Here is a 15826-nt window from a genome sequence, read left to right on the forward strand (position 1 = left end):
CTGCTTTAGCGCGACTGCGGTTTGATCAAGTCAAAGAGCGATTTGACCCCGTTTTCGATCGAGCCCTTGACGCCTTCGATGAGTTCCTCCCCGGCGGCGGCGGTGAGCCGGGCCGTGAGGTCCTCGTTCATGTGGTTGACGGGGCCGCTGACTTTCAGGGAGGTCCAGGCGTAGCCGTCGTGCTCCTGGGTAAAGACGCGGTTGCGCGAGCCGGGGAGCCATTTCAGGCTCGACGGGGTGACGCCGATTTGGAAATCCCCCTGGGCGTGCCCGTTCTCGACGCTGAGCGTGCCGGAAATGCGGATGAGCCCTTCGGATTCGGCGTTGAGGTTGCTAAAGACCAGTTTCCCCGGGGTCCAGACATAGTCGGCCTCCGCTTTTTGGAGCGTGAATTGCCGGAACTGCCGGGTGCGGGTGAAGGCGGCGATTTTTTCCAGAACGGGGAGGGCTTCCAGCCGGGCTCCGGTGAGGGCGACGTTTCCGGCGGCTTGGAGGGTGCTTCCGTCGCCGGTGACGCGGGCTTCGCCGTTGGCCTTTCCGCTGACCCCGGCCCGCCAGTCTGCGGGCAGGTAGGGGGAGATGGTGACGCCGCTGTATTTTACGAGGAAATCAAACGAGCGCGCGAGCCCGAGATCGGCCTGGCCGCTGACGTCGAGCGCCTCGCCCTCGCCGAGCTGGAGCAGGCTGTCGGTGACGTAAAGCTGCGGGTGATGGTAGCGGATTTTAAAATGATCGACGTTGAGCGTGGGCAGGCCCGCCTGGGTGAGCGTGCCGCCGTAGCCCGTAGCGTTGAGCACGTGGCCGTTGGGCTCCAGGAGCAGGCGGGTGCGGTTGAGCGCCCCTTCGCGGCCCGGATGCGACCAGGTGAGGGTGGCTTCCTCGATCTTGGCCGCCTTGAGCTCGAAGCGGCTCGGAATCCAGGAGGGGATCTTGACGGGCGAGGGGGCGGCAGTGGGCGAGGGGCTAGGGGCTGTTGGGGCCGGTTCGGCGGCGGTAGCGGAGATGGGTTCCCGTAGGTCCACCTTCACGCGCTGAATTTGCACGCTGCCGATCTTCCATGCCCCTTCGAAAAGCGCCGCCGGTTCGAATTCCGCGCGAATCTGGTCGGCTTTAATCGCCTGGATCGGGCTGCCGGAGAGGCCCCGGGCCGTGTAGCCGTCGGAGTAGAAGGAGAAGCCGCTGATCTGGATCGGCTCGTAATGGCCGTCGGCGGCGAGAGAGGCCGAGGTCTTCTCGCCAAGCAGCGCGCGGAAGGCTTCGCCGTGGAGGTAACGGTTCAGCGCGTAGGAGGCCGCGAGGTAGGCGGCGACGCCCAGGATGACCAGGCCGATGCCGAAGCGCAGCACGAGGGTCCCCCATCTTGGGGCCGTTTTTCGAATGGGAGGCATGGCAACTAGATACGCATGGCCCCGCATTCTCGCAATCATTGAAATTGTCAAACAGGGGCGATATCTCGTAAAAACAACAGCGAAGTGCTTTCCCTCCACGATATCACGCTCGAAGTCGCCTCCGCTCCCGCTCCGCTTCTCAACCGCGTTTCTCTCCAAATTTCCGCGGGTCGCCTGGTCGGCATCGTCGGCCCGGCTGGCAGCGGCAAGAGCACGCTCATCAAGGTCATCGCAGGGCTTCACGAGCCGACGGAGGGGAGCGTCCACTGGTGCGGGCGCGACCTCGACGAAGAGGACCTCGCCCCCTACGACATCGGCTACGTGCCCCAGTTCAGCATCGCCTTTGATCACCTGACGGTCTGGGAAAGCCTCATTGACGCCCTGCGCCTGCGGGTCAAGGGGCTCGGCGAAGAGGCGCGCTACTTCCGGGCCAAGTCGATCCTCAACCAGGTCGGCATCCTCGGCATCTCGGGGCGCAAGGTGCGGTTCCTTTCCGGCGGCGAAAAGCGGCGGCTTGGGCTGGCCCTGGAGTTGGCCACCTTCCCCTCGCTGCTCATCGCCGACGAGGTTACGAGCGGGCTCGATCCGAAGTCCGAGGAGGAGATCATGCGCCTCATGTACGACCTCACGCGTGGCAGCCAGCGCATCGTCCTGGCGGTGACGCACAACCTGCGCCACCTTTCGCTGTGCGACTCCGTGGTCGTTATGTTCCACGGTGTGATGGCTTTTCACGGTTCGCTACCGGATATGCTGGAGTATTTTCGCGCCGAAACGCCCGAGGACGTTTTTCTCCGGCTCGCCAAGCGCACCCCGCAGGAGTGGGAGACTCAGTGGACGACGAAACGCGCTGAGATCGAGCCAAAGGAGGCCCCTCAGGACGCCGCGCAACCCGTCGCGAGCCAGGCGCCCGTGTTGGCGCTCGAAGGTGAGGTGATGGACGAGGAAACCGTGCAAAGTTGGCAGGGGACCCGCAAGGAAACGGCCCTCCCCGGGGCGTTCGCGCAATTCGCCGTGCTGCTCGCCCGCCGCTGGAGGATTTTTTTCCGCGACCGCAGCCAGGTCTGGCTGCACCTGGCCCTCCTGCTTGGCTTCCCGTGCCTGGTGGCCATCTTCGCTCTTGGCGGGATGCCGCAGATCCAGAACCCCGGCATGACGGCCGACATCAACGTCGTTGAGCAGCTCCGGCAGGCCATTGCGTTTACGATCCAGTCGGCCAAGGTGGGGCAGCTCGTTTCCGGGTTGGTGATCATGCAAGTGGTGCTCTTAACCTTGATGGGCTCCAACAACTCCGCGCGCGAGATCGCCGCCGAGAGGCTTATTTTCGAGAAAGAAAAGCTGGGGGGCTTGCGGCCGCTGAGCTACCTCGCCAGCAAGGCTGCGTTCCTCTTCGTACTGGTGGCGCTGCAATCGTGCTGGATGGCCATCTTCGTCAACCACATCTGCCACCTCCCCGGCGAGCTTGGCGGGCAGATCACGCTGCTGCTTTTGGCCAATGCCGCCATGACGTCGGTTTGCCTGGCCATTTCGAGCCTCATGAAATCGCCCGAGCAGGCGTCGCTGGTTTCCATTTACCTCGTCGGCTTCCAGCTCCCGCTCTCTGGGGCGGTGCTAGGGCTGCCGGACTTTTTTGGCTGGATCACGCGCCCCTTCATCGCGGCCTACTGGAGCTGGTCGGGAATCTTGCAGACCATGCGTGACACGCGCTACTACGACATCGTTGCCTCCGTTTCGCCCACCGACCTGCTGCCCGCCGAGATCTGCGTCTGGACGCTCGCCTGCCATGTCATCATCGGCCTCATTGTTTCCTATCTCGGTTGCATTCGAAGCCGGTGGGAATAGAATTTCACCCCAAACCGGCGCCAAAAGCTTTATCTATAACGACAACTGCGGATTGCATTCCCGCCCCGCCCCTCCTACAAAATCACCATGGCTCGTCGCGCAAGTTTCTCCATTCACCCCCTTTGGATCGTCGCGGTTCTCGTTCTAGTCGTCGCGGCGATTTCCGCGGGGCGTTTCCTGGTCGGCCGTGTCAACGACCCGTACCGGACGCTCGCCCCGCTGGACGTCCCCGCCTACCTTGAAAACGCCAACAGCCTGCGGGGCAACAGCTACAAAATCAGCGCCTCCATCTGGAACTACCTCGCCAGCGATACCGCCACGGGGCGGCTCTTTTCGGTGGAGACCGGCGGTAGCGGCAGCGGCAATGGCGGCCCGGCGGAAATCCTGCCCCTCTTCATCCCGGCCGAGTTCAACGGCGTCAACATCCAGAAAGGCCAGCACTTTAACTTCTCCGTCGAGGTCAATGAAAAGGGAATCCTGACCGTGAAAAGCCTCACCAAAGCATGAAACGCCTCCTCTGCACTCTCCTCTGCGCGGCCACCGTCGCCCCCGTTTTAGCTCAGGTTCCCGACGCTCCCGTGCTTCCCGGAGCGGCTGCCCCGGCCCAGCCCGCGCCGTCGGCCCCCGGCGTCACCTCGTTCCTCCCCGGCCCGGCCAGCACGCCCAAGCCGGACGGCTCCTTTCTGGGGAAAGACCTCCCGATGCTCAACCCGGGGAACGAAATCCTCTCCTGGGATGGCAAAAACTGGAACATCAACAACCAGCGCCTCTTCCTCTCCCGGTTCGAAAAATACCTCAACGCGCCCGAGGAAACCGACGAGATCAACACGAAATACCAGACGCTTTTACGGACCATTCTGACCCGTCTGGCTCCCGAGAACGACAGCCGCACCGCCACGCTTGACGCCTGGCGGCTGCTGCCCCAGGCCTCCAACTACACCGTCGATGCCCACCTCAGCGACGCGCTCGCCGACGCCGTTTACAGCGCGTGGCTCGCGATGCGCGCCCAGGACCGCCTGTTCGCCGCCAACCAGGAACTGGAGAACCAGCGCAAACAGTTTGAATGGGCCGCGCAGCACTCTGGGGATTCGGTTGTCTTCCATTCCTCGACCAAATCGAAATCGGACAAAGCCGAGAAGGAAAAGGATAAGGCAGACCAAGCGCTTGCCCCCTATGTCCAGCGGCTGGCCGAGGTGAATGCCCGCCTGCTGGCCAATACGACGAAGCGGGAGATTTCCGCCATACAGGCCAAGATCGAGTTCCAGTCGCTCATCATGCAGTTCTTCCTCCAGCGCCGCTTCCAGCATGTGCTGATCGCCACGCGCTTTTATCGCCACCTCTTCAATGACGGCGAATCGACCATGGGCAAGACGACCCAGGACGGGAAGGGAACCCAAAAGAACAGCGACAAGGACAAGGGAATGCCCGAGCTTTACATGAAAGAGACCGGCATGCCGCTGACCGTCGGCGTGGTCGATTCCATGGCCAACGAAGCCATACGCGACGTCCGCGAGGGCGTGGACGCCTACCAGTTCCTGCTTTCCAAAGGGGAACTCGAAAGCGCCACCAAGCGCCTTGGCGAATCCTTCCTCGTGGGCGAATACCTGCCGGAAATCCGCACGCTGCCGCGCGACCAAAAACGCCAGGCCCTTGAGTTCACCCAGAAGGGCAACCGGCTCATCTCCGCGATTGGGGTGAGGGATTATACCCAGGCCGAGCAGTTGGTGGCCGACCTCGAGAAAATGGCGCATGACTTTGATTCATCTCAACCGAACGCGGCCATCAAGACCGCCAAGACCGTCAGCGCCATGCACCTGGCCAAAGCCAAGAACGCGGCGGTAAGCGGGGACCGGACCACGCTGGAAAATGAACTGCGCGCGGCGACCGAGACTTGGCCCAGCAACCCCGCCCTGTCGGAGGTTTCCGGCATGATCTTCTCCCACGCCGATGTGCAACAAAAAGCCATCGCCGACCTGGAGCAGCTCTTGGCGCAGCGGAACTACCGCCAGATTTTTGACGACAAGATGCGTTTCATCGCCGCCGTCGCGCTCTACCCGGACCGCCAGGAGCAGCTTAAAAAGGTGATCGAGAGCATGACGCAGATCGAGACCGCCATTGGCCGCAGCACCGAGCTGGCCAAGATGGGCAACCCCGCCGGAGCCTGGGAAGGCCTGGAGCGAGCCTACGCGCAGTTCCCCGATGACACGAAACTAAACCAACTCCGCGCCAACTACACCAGCGAGGCAGCCGACTTCGTCCGGTGCATCCGCACGGCCCAGCAGCTGGAGGCCAAGGGGCAGACCGGCTCGAGCCTCGCCTGGTATCTGAAGGCGCAGAAGCAATATCCGCCCAGCGACTACGCCTCGGATGGCGTGCGGCGGCTTGTTAAAAAGATCCTGCCGCAGGCGCAGTAAGCAAAGCGCCCGCTGGGGTGGGGCGGAAGCCGCTTCATTGGCGGCGAGCGCGGCGAGAGAGAATGGGGCGCGCTTAATCCAGGTCGTCGCCCGCTCCCTTTTTGGCCACGAGCCCGCGCAGTTTGCCGTGGATGAACGGGTCGAGCCCGCCGTCCATGACGCCTTGCACATTGCTCGTTTCCACGCCGGTCCGGTGGTCCTTGACCATCTGGTAGGGCTGGAAAACGTAGGAGCGGATCTGGTTGCCCCAGGCGATGTCCCCTTTTTCGCCGTATTGGCGCTCGATCTCGGCTTTCTTTTTGTCTTCCTCGATCTGGTAGAGCCGGGCTTTGAGCATTTTGATGGCCAGCTCGCGGTTGCGCCCCTGGCTGCGCTCGGCCTGGCAGGCGACGATGATGCCGGTCGGTTTGTGCGTGAGGCGCACGGCGGTGGAGACTTTGTTGACGTTCTGCCCGCCCTTGCCGCCGGAACGGTAGGTGTCCATTTCCAAATCCGCCGGGTTGACCTCGATGGGCACCGAGTCGGGGATTTCCGGCGTGGCGTCCACGCTGGCAAAGGTGGTGTGGCGGCGCTTGTTGGCGTCGAAGGGGGAGATGCGCACGAGGCGGTGGACGCCGCGCTCGGTTTGCAGGTAGCCGTAGGCGTATTCGCCCGTGATTTGCAGCGTGGCCGACTTGATGCCGACCTCTTCCCCCTCCTGGATGTCGATCGTCTCGGCCTTGAAGCCATGGCGTTCGCACCAGCGCTGGTACATGCGCAGCAGCATGTCGGCCCAGTCGCACGATTCCGTGCCGCCCGCTCCGGAGTGGATAACCAGGAAGCAGTTGGCGCGATCCTGCGGGCCATTCAAGTAGCTTTTCAGCTCGAAGTCTTCGAGTTTTTCCAAGAGCGCGTTGTATTCGCCCTCCACCTCGGCGGTGGCCTGGACCTGCGCGGCGTGGTCGGTTTCCTCCAGGGCGAGCTGCCGGAGCACCTCGAGGTCTTCGATGCCCGAGTCGAGCGCCCGGAGCGGCTCGATCTTGTTCTTAAGCGAGGAGACTTCCTCTACGACGGCTTGCGATTTTTCGCGGCTTTCCCAGAAATCCGGCGCGGTCATGCGCGCTTCCAACTCGGCAAGCCGGGCTTGCAGTTTGGCTAAGTCAAAGATACCTCCGCATCTCGTCCACGCGGGACTTCAATGCAGAGGTGTTCAGAAGCTGGAGGTCAATGGCCATAGGAAAAGGGTGTCTAAAATGAAGCTCCGGGGAGGGGAAGTCAATGGGGGAAGGGGCTTGCGGCAGATTTTGCAGATTTTCGCAGATTTCCGGCCGAAAACCTCTTTTAATTCCCCATATGCCATCCGATTCCTATCATCCCCGCATCGCCGTGGTCGGCTCCGGCGCCATTGGGAGCTACTACGGGGCCCGGCTCGCGGCCATCGGCCACGATGTCCATTTTCTCATGCGCTCGGATCTTAAAACCGTGTGCCGCGACGGGCTCATCGTTCACAGCGTTGCCGCGCCCGATCTGCACCTTTATCCCGTCCAGGCTTGCGGGAGCACCCGGGAAATCGGCCCGGTGGATCTCGTCATCATTGCTGTAAAAACCACGGCCAACGCCGCGCTGGAGCGCCTCATCCCGCCGCTGCTGCATGAAAAGACCGCGCTCGTGACGCTGCAAAACGGCCTCGGCAATGAGCGCTTCCTAGCCGAGCGTTTCGGTGCGGAGCGCATCATGGGGGCGCTCTGCTTTATCTGCCTCAACCGGATTGCGCCCGGGGAGATCAGTCACCTCGGCTCCGGGGCCATTTCGGTGGGTGAATACCAGGGGCCGCCGCAAGCGCGCACGCTGGATTTGGTCGCAGCCCTCAATGAGGCCGGGGTCAATGCCCAGGCGGTGGAGAACCTCATCACCGAGCGTTGGCGCAAGGAGGTCTGGAACGTCCCCTTCAACGGCTTGGCCATCGCGGCGGGCGGGCTGACGACTGACCTGCTGCTGGCTTCGAAACCGCTGGAGGATCTCATCCGCGGGCTGATGGCGGAGATCGTGGCGATTGCCGCTGCCTACGGGCACCCTATCCCGGCCGATTTTGTCAATTCCCAGCTCGAACGGACCCGCCCCATGGGCGATTACCATCCCTCCAGCCTGTTGGATTACCAGGCCGGGCTGCCGGTGGAGATCGAGGCGATCTGGGGCGAACCGCTGCGCGAGGCGCAGAAAGCCGGGGTTCCCGCCGGACGGCTGGAGATGCTTTACCGGATGATTCAGCACCTTACGGTGAAGCCGAAGCTGCAACCCTAGCGGCTGCCTTGGAGTTGGTCGCGCCCGGGGATGAGCAACCGGGCCAGCGACAGCGCGAGCATGACGATGGCCGTGCCGCAGACGCCCTTCCATTGCCAGGCGCTCCAGGCCTGGGTGCCGAGGGCGGAACCGCACGCGCCGCCGATGAAGTAGATGATCATGTAGACGGAGGTGAGGCGGTTGCGCAGATGTGGCGAGAGGGCGTAAATGCGCGTCTGGTTGGAGATCTGGTTGCCCTGGATGCCCGCGTCCATCAGAAGCACCCCCGCCACCAGCCACCAGAGCGAGAGGTTGGCCAGTCCGATGCAGATGAACCCGGCGATGGCCAGGCTGAGCGCCGCCCCGATGATGAGGCCGATGCGGTATTTGTCGGCGAGGCGCCCGGTGACCAGCGCGGCCACGGCCCCCGTAACGGCCAGGAGCGCGAAGAGCCCGACGACCTGGCTGCCGAAGTGCTCGGGCCGCGTGGCAAAGTAGAAGGGGAGCGTGGTCCAGAACGCGCTAAACGAAGCGAAGCCGAGCGCGCCGATGAGCGCGTGGCGGCGCAGGACGGGCTGCTCGGCCAGCAGCGGGAAGAGCGATTTGAGCAGCCTCGGGTAGGAGAAGGCCTTTTCCGGCTCCGCCGAGGCGGGCAGGCGGCAGAGCATGAGTGCCATGCCCAGCGAAAGCGCCGCGCCCATCCAGAAGACCACCCTCCAGCCCAGCCACGCCCCCAGGAACCCCGAGGCGCTGCGCGAAACCAGGATGCCGATTAAGAGCCCGCTCATAATGGTGCCCACCGTCCGGCCTCGCTTGTGGGGTTGGGCGAGCCCGGCGGCGTAGGGGACCGCGAATTGCGGCGTAATCGAGATGAGCCCGAAGGCGTAGCTCGCCGCGACCATCCAGGGCAGGTTGGGCGAAACTGCCACGGCCGCGCCTGCCGCCGCCGCCACGGCGGCCGAACCGGCGATAAGCCGCTTCTTGTTCATGAGATCGCCCAGCGGCACCAGCAGAAAAAGCCCGCTGGCGTAGCCGAGCTGGGTGGCGACGGCGACCCAGCTCACGGCGGAATGGGAGACGTGGAAGCTGGCGCTGATCAACTCCAGCAGCGGCTGGGCGTAATAGATATTGGCCACCATCACCCCGGCCGTCACTGCCAAAAGCAGGGTGAGCCCGCGCGTCAGGCGGGGCGGTTCATGGGGAATGAGCCCAGGTTGGGTTGACGGATTTTGCGGCACCCCTCCAGCCTAGGAAAGCCGGAGAAAATGTCGAGTGGTCAAGCGCGGCTAATTGCTCGCAGCGCGCTGAATGCCGCTACCCGCGGAACTCACATCGCGTCCGATGCCGCGCATCGTATTGCAGCCGGATACGGCCAAGGCAATCAGTAAGACCCCAAATACGGTACAGATCAGTTTTTTCACAGTGTAGCCCTCGGTTACGGTTGGCATATCGTAGCACATGCCGTAGCCGGACGCACCTTTTTGTTCTTGGGGGGATTGCGCGGCTGCCGGGCTTCGGTATGATTATTTCCCGTGAAGCCGTTTATCCTGTGCCCTCTCCTTTTGACCGCCTCCAATGTGTTCATGACCTTTGCCTGGTATGGACACTTGAAGAATTTATCCCACCGCCCCTGGATTGTGGCGGTCATCGTCAGCTGGCTTATTGCCGCGTTCGAGTACCTCCTGCAAGTGCCCGCCAACCGCATCGGCGCGACGGCGATGAGCCTCCCGCAGCTCAAAATCATGCAGGAGGTGATCTCGCTCACGGTGTTTATGCCTTTCGCCGTCCTTTACATGCAGACGCCGCTGAAGCTGGATTACCTCTACGCGGCCCTCTGCATTGCCGGGGCAGTCTACTTTATTTTCCGGGGCTGACCTGGCCTGGGAGCGCCTGGGCGCTTAGCTCCTGGAGCCGACTTTTTTCAGCGAGCTTTTCATGAAATTCCCCCCAAGCTCCCAGATCGGGCCCGGGAATTTGCTGCACAGGCTTAAGACGGAATCGAATGCGTTGACGAAAAGATCGACTTCCTTCTCTGTAATGATGAGCGGCGGGAGAATTTTGACGATGTCCACGGCGTGACCGGCGATTTGCGAGAGCACCCGGTGGCGGCTCAGCAGCGAGGTGACGACCATCTGTGTGAACAGCTCGGTCTCCATCTTGTGCAGGAGCTTCCAGCCCATCTTCGGGGCAAATTCCTTCGGTTCCTGGAATTCGATGGCGATGATGAGCCCCTTGCCGCGTACTTCCTTGATGACGGAGTGCCGGGCTTTGAGCGCGTTGAGCTTTTCCATGAGCAGCGCGCCCATTTTGGCGCTGTTTTCCACGAGCTTCTCATCCTCGATGACCTGCAAGGTGGCCAGGCCGCACGCCATGGCCAGGTTATTGCGGCCAAAGGTGGAGGAGTGGACCACGCAGCGTTTCAGGTCGCTAAAGGTGCCCTGGTAGATGGAGCGCCGCATGACGATGGCCCCGCACGGGACGTAGCCGCCGCTGAGCGACTTGGCTAGCGTGATGATATCCGGCTCCAGGCCCCACTGCTGGTAGCCGAACCACGTTCCGGTGCGCCCGAGGCCGGTCTGCACTTCGTCGGAGATGAGCAGCGTGCCGTATTTGCGACAAAGCGCCTGGGCCTGCTGGAAGAAATCCCCCTCGGGATAGTGGACGCCCTTGCCCTGGACGGTTTCGATGACGAGCGCGGCGTATTTTTGCGTGGAAAGGAGCGCCTCCAGCGTTTGAAGGTCCCCCATGGCCACGCGGTCGCAGCCGGGCAGGTAGGGCCCGAAGCCTTCGCGGAAGCTCTCGCAGCCCATCATGGAAAGCGAGCCCATGGAGAGGCCGTGGAAGGCGTTGGCCAGGGAGATCATCCCCTCGCGCCCCGTGGCGGCCCGGGCGAATTTGATGGCTCCTTCGTTGGCCTCGGTGCCGGAGTTGCAGAAAAAGACGGCGTTGAGGTGGTTATCGAGCTTCTTGACGAGCGCCTCGGCCAGGAGGCCGCTCAAGAGGGCGCAGTCCATCTGCACCATGTTGGGCAGGTCCATGTCCAGCACGTCCTGGATGGCTTTTTTCACCACCGGATGGTTGCGGCCGATGTTGTAGACGCTGTAGCCGCTGAGGAAATCGAGGTAGGCGTTCCCCTCCCGGTCGTAGAGGTAGGCCCCCTCGGCTCGGGCGTAGATTTTGTCGAACCCGATGGTGCGCTGTACTTGGACGAGGGTCTGGTTCACGTAGCGTTCGTGGAGATCGTAGTTCTCGCCGAGCCGCTCGGTGACGAGTTGCTTGAGGTCTAGAGGCATAATTTGGAAGGTAACTATGGTAGACCGATCCGGCGGAGTTCCAACTGGAAAAAACATCCGGGAAAAGCCGGAGCTTTTTGCCGGGAAAAATCCCTCACCCGAGGGGCCCTGCGCGCTTGCAGTTTTACCCGAGGGCGCTATCCTCGCCCGCTGACGTTGCACCAAAACGCCCTCCGCTGATTTTCGCTATGAAACGCATCTCTTTTTTCGCCATGGCCGCCTTGATCGCTCTAGGGGCCGCCGTTTACGCCCAGGATGAAATCAAGATCGGGGTCTACGCCTCCCTCACGGGCGGCCAGGCCAGCTTCGGGATTTCCCAGACCAACGCCATCCAGTTGGCCATGGAGGAGATTAACAAGGCGGGCGGGGTGCTGGGCAAGCCGGTCAAGCTGATCGTGGACGACGACCGCTCGACGCCCGGCGAATCAGCCACCATTGTTCGCAAACAAATCGCCAACGACAAGGTGTGTGCCATTCTGGGGGAATTCGCCTCCTCCCGCTCGCTCGAAGGCGGCCCGATCTGCCAGGAAAATAAAATCCCGATGATTTCCCCCGGCTCGACGAACCCGAAGGTGACGGAGATCGGCGACTACATCTTCCGCACCTGCTTCCTGGATTCCTTCCAGGGAGAGGTCATGGCCCGCTTCGCGCTGGAAAAGGGCTACAAAAAGGCGGCCATCCTCACGGACGAAAAGCAGGACTACAGCAAGGGCCTATCGCAGTATTTTAAAGAGAATTTCACCAAAAACGGCGGGCAGATCGTCAAGGAGCAGAGCTACAGCAGCGGCGACAAGGATTTCCGTGCCCAGCTGACCTCGATCAAATCGACCAAGCCGGACGTGATTTTCCTCCCCGGCTACTACAATGAGGTGGCGCTCGTGGGCAAACAGGCCCGGCAATTCGGCATCAAGGCCCCCATGATGGGCGGCGACGGCTGGGAGGGCGACGCGCTCCTAAAGGTGGCGGGGACCTCGCTGGACGGCTGCTTCTTCTCCACCCACTTCTCGGCGGATAACCAGGACCCGGCGGTCCAGGCGTTCATCAATAACTACAAGGCGAAATTTGGCGCCGTGCCCGACTGCCAGGCGGCTCTCGGCTACGACACGATGCGCTTGCTGGCGCAGGCGATCGAACGGGCGAAATCGACCGACCCGAAGGCGATCCGCGACGCGGTGGCGATCACGAAAGATTTCTCCGGCGTGACGGGCAAGATCACGCTCGACGCGAACCGCAACGCCAGCAAACCAGCGGTCGTGCAGACCATCGGCGAGGGGCGGTTTAAGTTTGTGGAGAACGTCGCGCCGTAAGAGAAAAGGATAAACCGTGCAGAAAGCCAAAATAGATTGGCTGGGCTGGGGATTGATTGTTCTTTTCCTGCTTTTTCTGTTGAGTTTGAGTTTCGATGGTCTCCGTTGCCCTATTTGGCATGGAAAAGAACTTGCCGCTCGCCATAGCTTGGATGAGATCGTTTATGCCCTAAATGCCTACTATTTCGAGTATGGGGTGATGCCAAAAGGCAGCGGTGCTGAAGTATTGGCAGCTCTTCGGGGAAAGAATCTGAAGGACATTAGGTTTTATGAACCGGGATCGAGGCATTTGAATTTAAAAGGGGAGCTGCTTGATCCCTGGGGCACGCCATATCGCATTGGGGCGACGAAATCTGGCTACGCTTGGGCGTATTCATGCGGTGCGAATAAAACCGATGAAGGGGGAGCCTGGGGATCGGATGATGTTTCCAGTTGGCAGTAGCCTGCGGCGTTTAGTTTTATAAAGACAAACCCGATATGGGGATTGCTCCTTCTGTTTGGGACGGTGGTGGGTGCGTGCCTTCTAGCCCGTATGTTGCACTTTTTTTGCCACTTCTAGGCGCAAGGGCATGCTCAGTCTTGACTTAGGCAGGCCGAGCCCCTCATTTTGACCTGATTTTAACCTAAGCTTCAGTGATCCAGTTTTTGCAGCAACTCATTAACGGCCTCGCGCTCGGCTCCATCTATGCCTTGATCGCGCTGGGGTACACCATGGTTTATGGGGTGCTCAAGTTTATCAATTTCGCGCACGGCGATATTTACATGGTCGGCGCGTTCGTCGGCCTGTATGTGACGCCCTGGGTCTGGAAGGTGATTCCGCCGGGCCAGGATCCCTCGAAGTTCAACTGGAACACGACCGCCGGGGGGCTCGTCGTGATGCTCATCTCGATGGTCGTTTGCGCCGTGCTGGGCATTCTGATCGAACGGCTGGTTTACCGCCCGTTGCGCAATCGCCCTCGGCTGACGGTCCTCATTACTGCCATTGGCGTTTCCATTTTCCTCGAAAACTTCGGCCAGTACCTCTTCGGGGCCGATCCGAAGTCCTTTCCTGATATTCTCCCCGATCGAACCATCGACATCGGGGATTTGAGTATTTTCATGAACCAGATCGTGGTCTTCGTCACGACGATCGTTCTGCTGGTGGCCCTGCGCTACATCGTTATGAAGACCCGGATGGGGACGGCGATGCGGGCGCTTTCGTACAACACGACCGCCGCCTCGCTCATGGGGATCAACAACGATGTCATTATCGCCTTCACCTTCGGGCTCGGGTCGGCGCTGGCGGCTGCGGCGGGGATCTTGAATGCGATCAACTACCCGAGCATTGATCCGCTGATGGGCATTCTGCCGGGCATCAAGGCCTTCGTCGCGGCGGTGCTGGGCGGTATCGGGAACCTGCCCGGGGCCGTGGTCGGCGGGCTGCTCCTGGGGGTGCTCGAAACAATGGTGGTCGGCTATATTTCGCCCATGTACCGGGACGCCATTGCGTTCGCGGCGCTGATTTTCATTCTGCTCTTCCGACCCAACGGGCTCTTTGGGAAAATCGAAAAGGAGAAAGTTTAAGCACGCTGGCTTATGAACCGCCCCAAGACCTGGCTTCTGCTTTCGATTCTCGCCGCATGGGTGATTTCCCGTTTCCAGGGAGCGATCAATCCGTACTACTACGACATCCTCATTACCATCGGCATCAATATCATCCTCGGGGTGAGCCTGAACCTGGTGACGGGGTACACGGGGCAGTTTTCGCTGGGGCACGCCGGGTTTATGTCGGTGGGGGCCTATGCCAGCGCAATGGTGACGCTGAGCGTTGGGGCGCATGCGCGCGGGGAGAGTCTTATTTTTATCGGCGCGCTGCTGGTGGGCGGGCTGAGCGCGGCTCTGGCGGGGCTGCTCGTCGGCGGGCCGTCGCTGCGGCTTAAGGGGGATTACCTGGCCATTGTCACCCTTGGTTTTGCGGAGATTATCCGCGTGGTTTTTGAAAACGTCGAGGCGGTGGGGGCAGCGCGAGGGCTCTCGATCCCGGTGCACACGACGGACTTTTTCTGGACGTTCCTTTCCGTCGCGCTGACGATCTACGTTGTCGTGTTTCTCGTCCACTCCACCTATGGGCGCGGATTCCTGACGGTGCGCGACGACGAGGTGGCCGCCGAAGCGATGGGGATTAATGCCACGAAGTATAAAGTGCTCGCGTTCGTGGTGGCGGCGTTCTTCGCGGGGATCGCGGGCGGGCTTTACGCGCATTTTAAGCAGTTCATCCACCCGGAGGGCTTTGGCTATCTGCGCTCGGTGGATATCGTGGTGATCGTGATCCTGGGAGGGATGGGGAACACGCCGGGGGTGATCATCGCCGCCGTGCTCTTGACGATTTTGCCGGAGGGGCTCCGGGCCCTGGGGAGCTGGTCGGCGCTGCCGGAGGCGATCCGGCCGCTGATCCAGAACCGGATGATTCTCTACTCGCTGCTTTTAATTGCGCTGATGCTGTTGCGGCCCCAGGGGCTCTTTTCGACGGGCGGGCGGCTGACCAAGTGGCTTAAGCGTGGGAAGGGGGCGGCGGCATGAGTGTCAGCAGCGCGCTGTTAGAGGTCGATCAATGCACGGTGCAGTTCGGCGGTTTGAAGGCCGTCTCCGAACTCGATTTGCGTATTCACGAAGGCGAACTCGTGGGCCTCATCGGGCCGAACGGTGCGGGCAAAACGACGATTTTCAACCTGATCACCGGCGTTTACCAGCCCACTGATGGCGACATCTGGTTCGACGGCCAGTCGGTGGTCGGCCACAAGCCCTACCAGATTACCGCGCGGGGCATTGCGCGAACGTTCCAGAATATCCGGCTTTTTTCGTCGCTGAGCGTCTTTGACAACGTCCGGGCTGCCTGCAATCTGCACCTCAAGCACGGCATTTCGCATGCGCTCTGGCGCGGCGGGGCGTTCGCGCGGGAGGAGGCGGAGATCGCGGAGCGCGTCGATGGGTTACTCGATATTTTCCACCTCTCCCACCTACGCAACGCGGAGTGCACGAGCCTGCCCTATGGCGACCAGCGGCGGCTGGAAATCGTCCGCGCTCTGGCGACTCGGCCCAAGCTGCTCCTGCTGGACGAACCGGCTGCCGGGATGAACCCGACGGAGAAGGGGGAGCTGATGCGCCTCATCCGGTTTGCGCAGGAGAAATTCCAGCTCGCCGTGCTGCTCGTGGAGCACGACATGCGGGTGGTGATGGGCATTTGCGAGCGGATCGCGGTGATCGACTACGGTGTGAAAATCGCCGAGGGGACGCCGGAGGCGATCCGCAATGACCGGAAGGTGATTGAGGCTTACCTGGGGGAATAA

15 protein-coding genes are annotated in these 15826 nt (G+C 61.7%); 10 read left to right on the forward strand and 5 right to left on the reverse strand.

All coding sequences use genetic code 11. The features are described 5' to 3' along the window. Positions 1–5: 5 nt before the first annotated feature. The gene (locus tag B2828_RS13610) at positions 6–1388 is read right to left on the reverse strand and encodes a hypothetical protein (protein WP_479634305.1); all 1383 of its coding nucleotides are present in this window, start codon (positions 1386–1388) and stop codon (positions 6–8) included. 84 nt (positions 1389–1472) lie between these two features. Between B2828_RS13610 and B2828_RS13615 the strand changes: the two genes are divergently transcribed. The 3 genes from B2828_RS13615 to B2828_RS13625 all read left to right on the forward strand — a co-directional run bounded on the left by B2828_RS13615 (position 1473) and on the right by B2828_RS13625 (position 5641). Beyond that, positions 1473–3227: an ATP-binding cassette domain-containing protein gene (locus B2828_RS13615; protein ID WP_479634306.1), complete on the forward strand. Its 1755-nt coding sequence runs from the start codon at positions 1473–1475 to the stop codon at positions 3225–3227. 87 nt (positions 3228–3314) lie between these two features. Then, entirely contained in the window at positions 3315–3734 is a 420-nt protein-coding gene (locus tag B2828_RS13620; RefSeq protein ID WP_479634307.1) for a hypothetical protein, read from the forward strand. Beyond that, on the forward strand, positions 3731–5641 hold the full coding sequence (locus B2828_RS13625) for a hypothetical protein (protein ID WP_479634308.1): 1911 nt from the start codon (positions 3731–3733) through the stop codon (positions 5639–5641). The genes B2828_RS13620 and B2828_RS13625 overlap by 4 nt, the downstream gene beginning before the upstream one ends. 73 nt (positions 5642–5714) lie before the next feature. Here B2828_RS13625 and prfB read toward each other — a convergent pair. After that, positions 5715–6855, reverse strand: a protein-coding gene (gene prfB, locus B2828_RS13630) for a peptide chain release factor 2 (RefSeq protein ID WP_479634309.1) whose coding sequence is annotated in 2 segments (ribosomal slippage) — positions 5715–6788 and positions 6790–6855 — 1140 coding nt in all. Because the reading frame shifts where the segments join, the coding sequence is not laid out codon by codon here. A gap of 118 nt (positions 6856–6973) precedes the next feature. Here prfB and B2828_RS13635 point away from each other — a divergent pair. Continuing rightward, positions 6974–7921 carry a 2-dehydropantoate 2-reductase gene (locus B2828_RS13635; protein ID WP_479634310.1) on the forward strand — a complete coding sequence of 316 codons (948 nt, stop codon included), beginning with the start codon at positions 6974–6976 and terminating at the stop codon, positions 7919–7921. Here B2828_RS13635 and B2828_RS13640 read toward each other — a convergent pair. Further along, complete coding sequence (locus tag B2828_RS13640) at positions 7918–9138, reverse strand: MFS transporter (protein ID WP_479634311.1); 1221 nt, start codon at positions 9136–9138, stop codon at positions 7918–7920. The two genes, B2828_RS13635 and B2828_RS13640, sit on opposite strands and share 4 nt — an antisense overlap. Before the next feature lie 48 nt (positions 9139–9186). After that, on the reverse strand, positions 9187–9360 hold the full coding sequence (locus tag B2828_RS13645) for an entericidin A/B family lipoprotein (RefSeq protein ID WP_479634312.1): 174 nt from the start codon (positions 9358–9360) through the stop codon (positions 9187–9189). A 72-nt stretch (positions 9361–9432) separates the two neighbouring features. Between B2828_RS13645 and B2828_RS13650 the strand changes: the two genes are divergently transcribed. Continuing rightward, positions 9433–9774, forward strand: coding sequence for a DMT family protein (locus B2828_RS13650; protein ID WP_479634313.1), 342 nt, complete (start codon positions 9433–9435; stop codon positions 9772–9774). A 24-nt stretch (positions 9775–9798) separates the two neighbouring features. Here B2828_RS13650 and B2828_RS13655 read toward each other — a convergent pair whose 3' ends face one another. Continuing rightward, positions 9799–11193, reverse strand: a complete 1395-nt coding sequence (locus tag B2828_RS13655; protein WP_479634314.1) for an aspartate aminotransferase family protein — start codon at positions 11191–11193, stop codon at positions 9799–9801. A gap of 188 nt (positions 11194–11381) precedes the next feature. Between B2828_RS13655 and B2828_RS13660 the strand changes: the two genes are divergently transcribed. From B2828_RS13660 to B2828_RS13680, 5 genes are all read left to right on the forward strand, one after another. Further along, entirely contained in the window at positions 11382–12500 is a 1119-nt protein-coding gene (locus tag B2828_RS13660) for an ABC transporter substrate-binding protein (protein WP_479634315.1), read from the forward strand. Between the two features lie 16 nt (positions 12501–12516). Further along, a complete protein-coding gene (locus B2828_RS13665; RefSeq protein WP_479634316.1) occupies positions 12517–12942 on the forward strand; it encodes a type II secretion system protein GspG in 426 nt (141 codons plus the stop codon). A 191-nt stretch (positions 12943–13133) separates the two neighbouring features. Next, positions 13134–14063: a branched-chain amino acid ABC transporter permease gene (locus B2828_RS13670; protein ID WP_479634317.1), complete on the forward strand. Its 930-nt coding sequence runs from the start codon at positions 13134–13136 to the stop codon at positions 14061–14063. A gap of 12 nt (positions 14064–14075) precedes the next feature. Further along, positions 14076–15059 (forward strand): branched-chain amino acid ABC transporter permease, encoded by a 984-nt coding sequence (locus B2828_RS13675; RefSeq protein WP_479634318.1) that lies wholly within the window; start codon positions 14076–14078, stop codon positions 15057–15059. Continuing rightward, a complete protein-coding gene (locus B2828_RS13680) occupies positions 15056–15826 on the forward strand; it encodes an ABC transporter ATP-binding protein (RefSeq protein WP_479634319.1) in 771 nt (256 codons plus the stop codon). Before B2828_RS13675 ends, B2828_RS13680 begins: the two co-directional genes overlap by 4 nt.

The sequence above is a fragment of the Spartobacteria bacterium UBA695 genome, from assembly GCA_002298145.1.
Taxonomy (GTDB): Bacteria; Verrucomicrobiota; Verrucomicrobiia; order Chthoniobacterales; family Chthoniobacteraceae; genus UBA695.

What these genes read in the sequence shown, in the direction of transcription:
- B2828_RS13610 (WP_479634305.1), bottom strand. Translation starts at nt 1,388, where the DNA reads ATGCCTCCCATTCGAAAAACGGCCCCAAGATGGGGGACCCTCGTGCTG.
- B2828_RS13620 (WP_479634307.1), top strand. Translation starts at nt 3,315, where the DNA reads ATGGCTCGTCGCGCAAGTTTCTCCATTCACCCCCTTTGGATCGTCGCG.
- B2828_RS13625 (WP_479634308.1), top strand. Translation starts at nt 3,731, where the DNA reads ATGAAACGCCTCCTCTGCACTCTCCTCTGCGCGGCCACCGTCGCCCCC.
- B2828_RS13635 (WP_479634310.1), top strand. Translation starts at nt 6,974, where the DNA reads ATGCCATCCGATTCCTATCATCCCCGCATCGCCGTGGTCGGCTCCGGC.
- B2828_RS13645 (WP_479634312.1), bottom strand. Translation starts at nt 9,360, where the DNA reads ATGTGCTACGATATGCCAACCGTAACCGAGGGCTACACTGTGAAAAAA.
- B2828_RS13655 (WP_479634314.1), bottom strand. Translation starts at nt 11,193, where the DNA reads ATGCCTCTAGACCTCAAGCAACTCGTCACCGAGCGGCTCGGCGAGAAC.
- B2828_RS13660 (WP_479634315.1), top strand. Translation starts at nt 11,382, where the DNA reads ATGAAACGCATCTCTTTTTTCGCCATGGCCGCCTTGATCGCTCTAGGG.
- B2828_RS13675 (WP_479634318.1), top strand. Translation starts at nt 14,076, where the DNA reads ATGAACCGCCCCAAGACCTGGCTTCTGCTTTCGATTCTCGCCGCATGG.
- B2828_RS13680 (WP_479634319.1), top strand. Translation starts at nt 15,056, where the DNA reads ATGAGTGTCAGCAGCGCGCTGTTAGAGGTCGATCAATGCACGGTGCAG.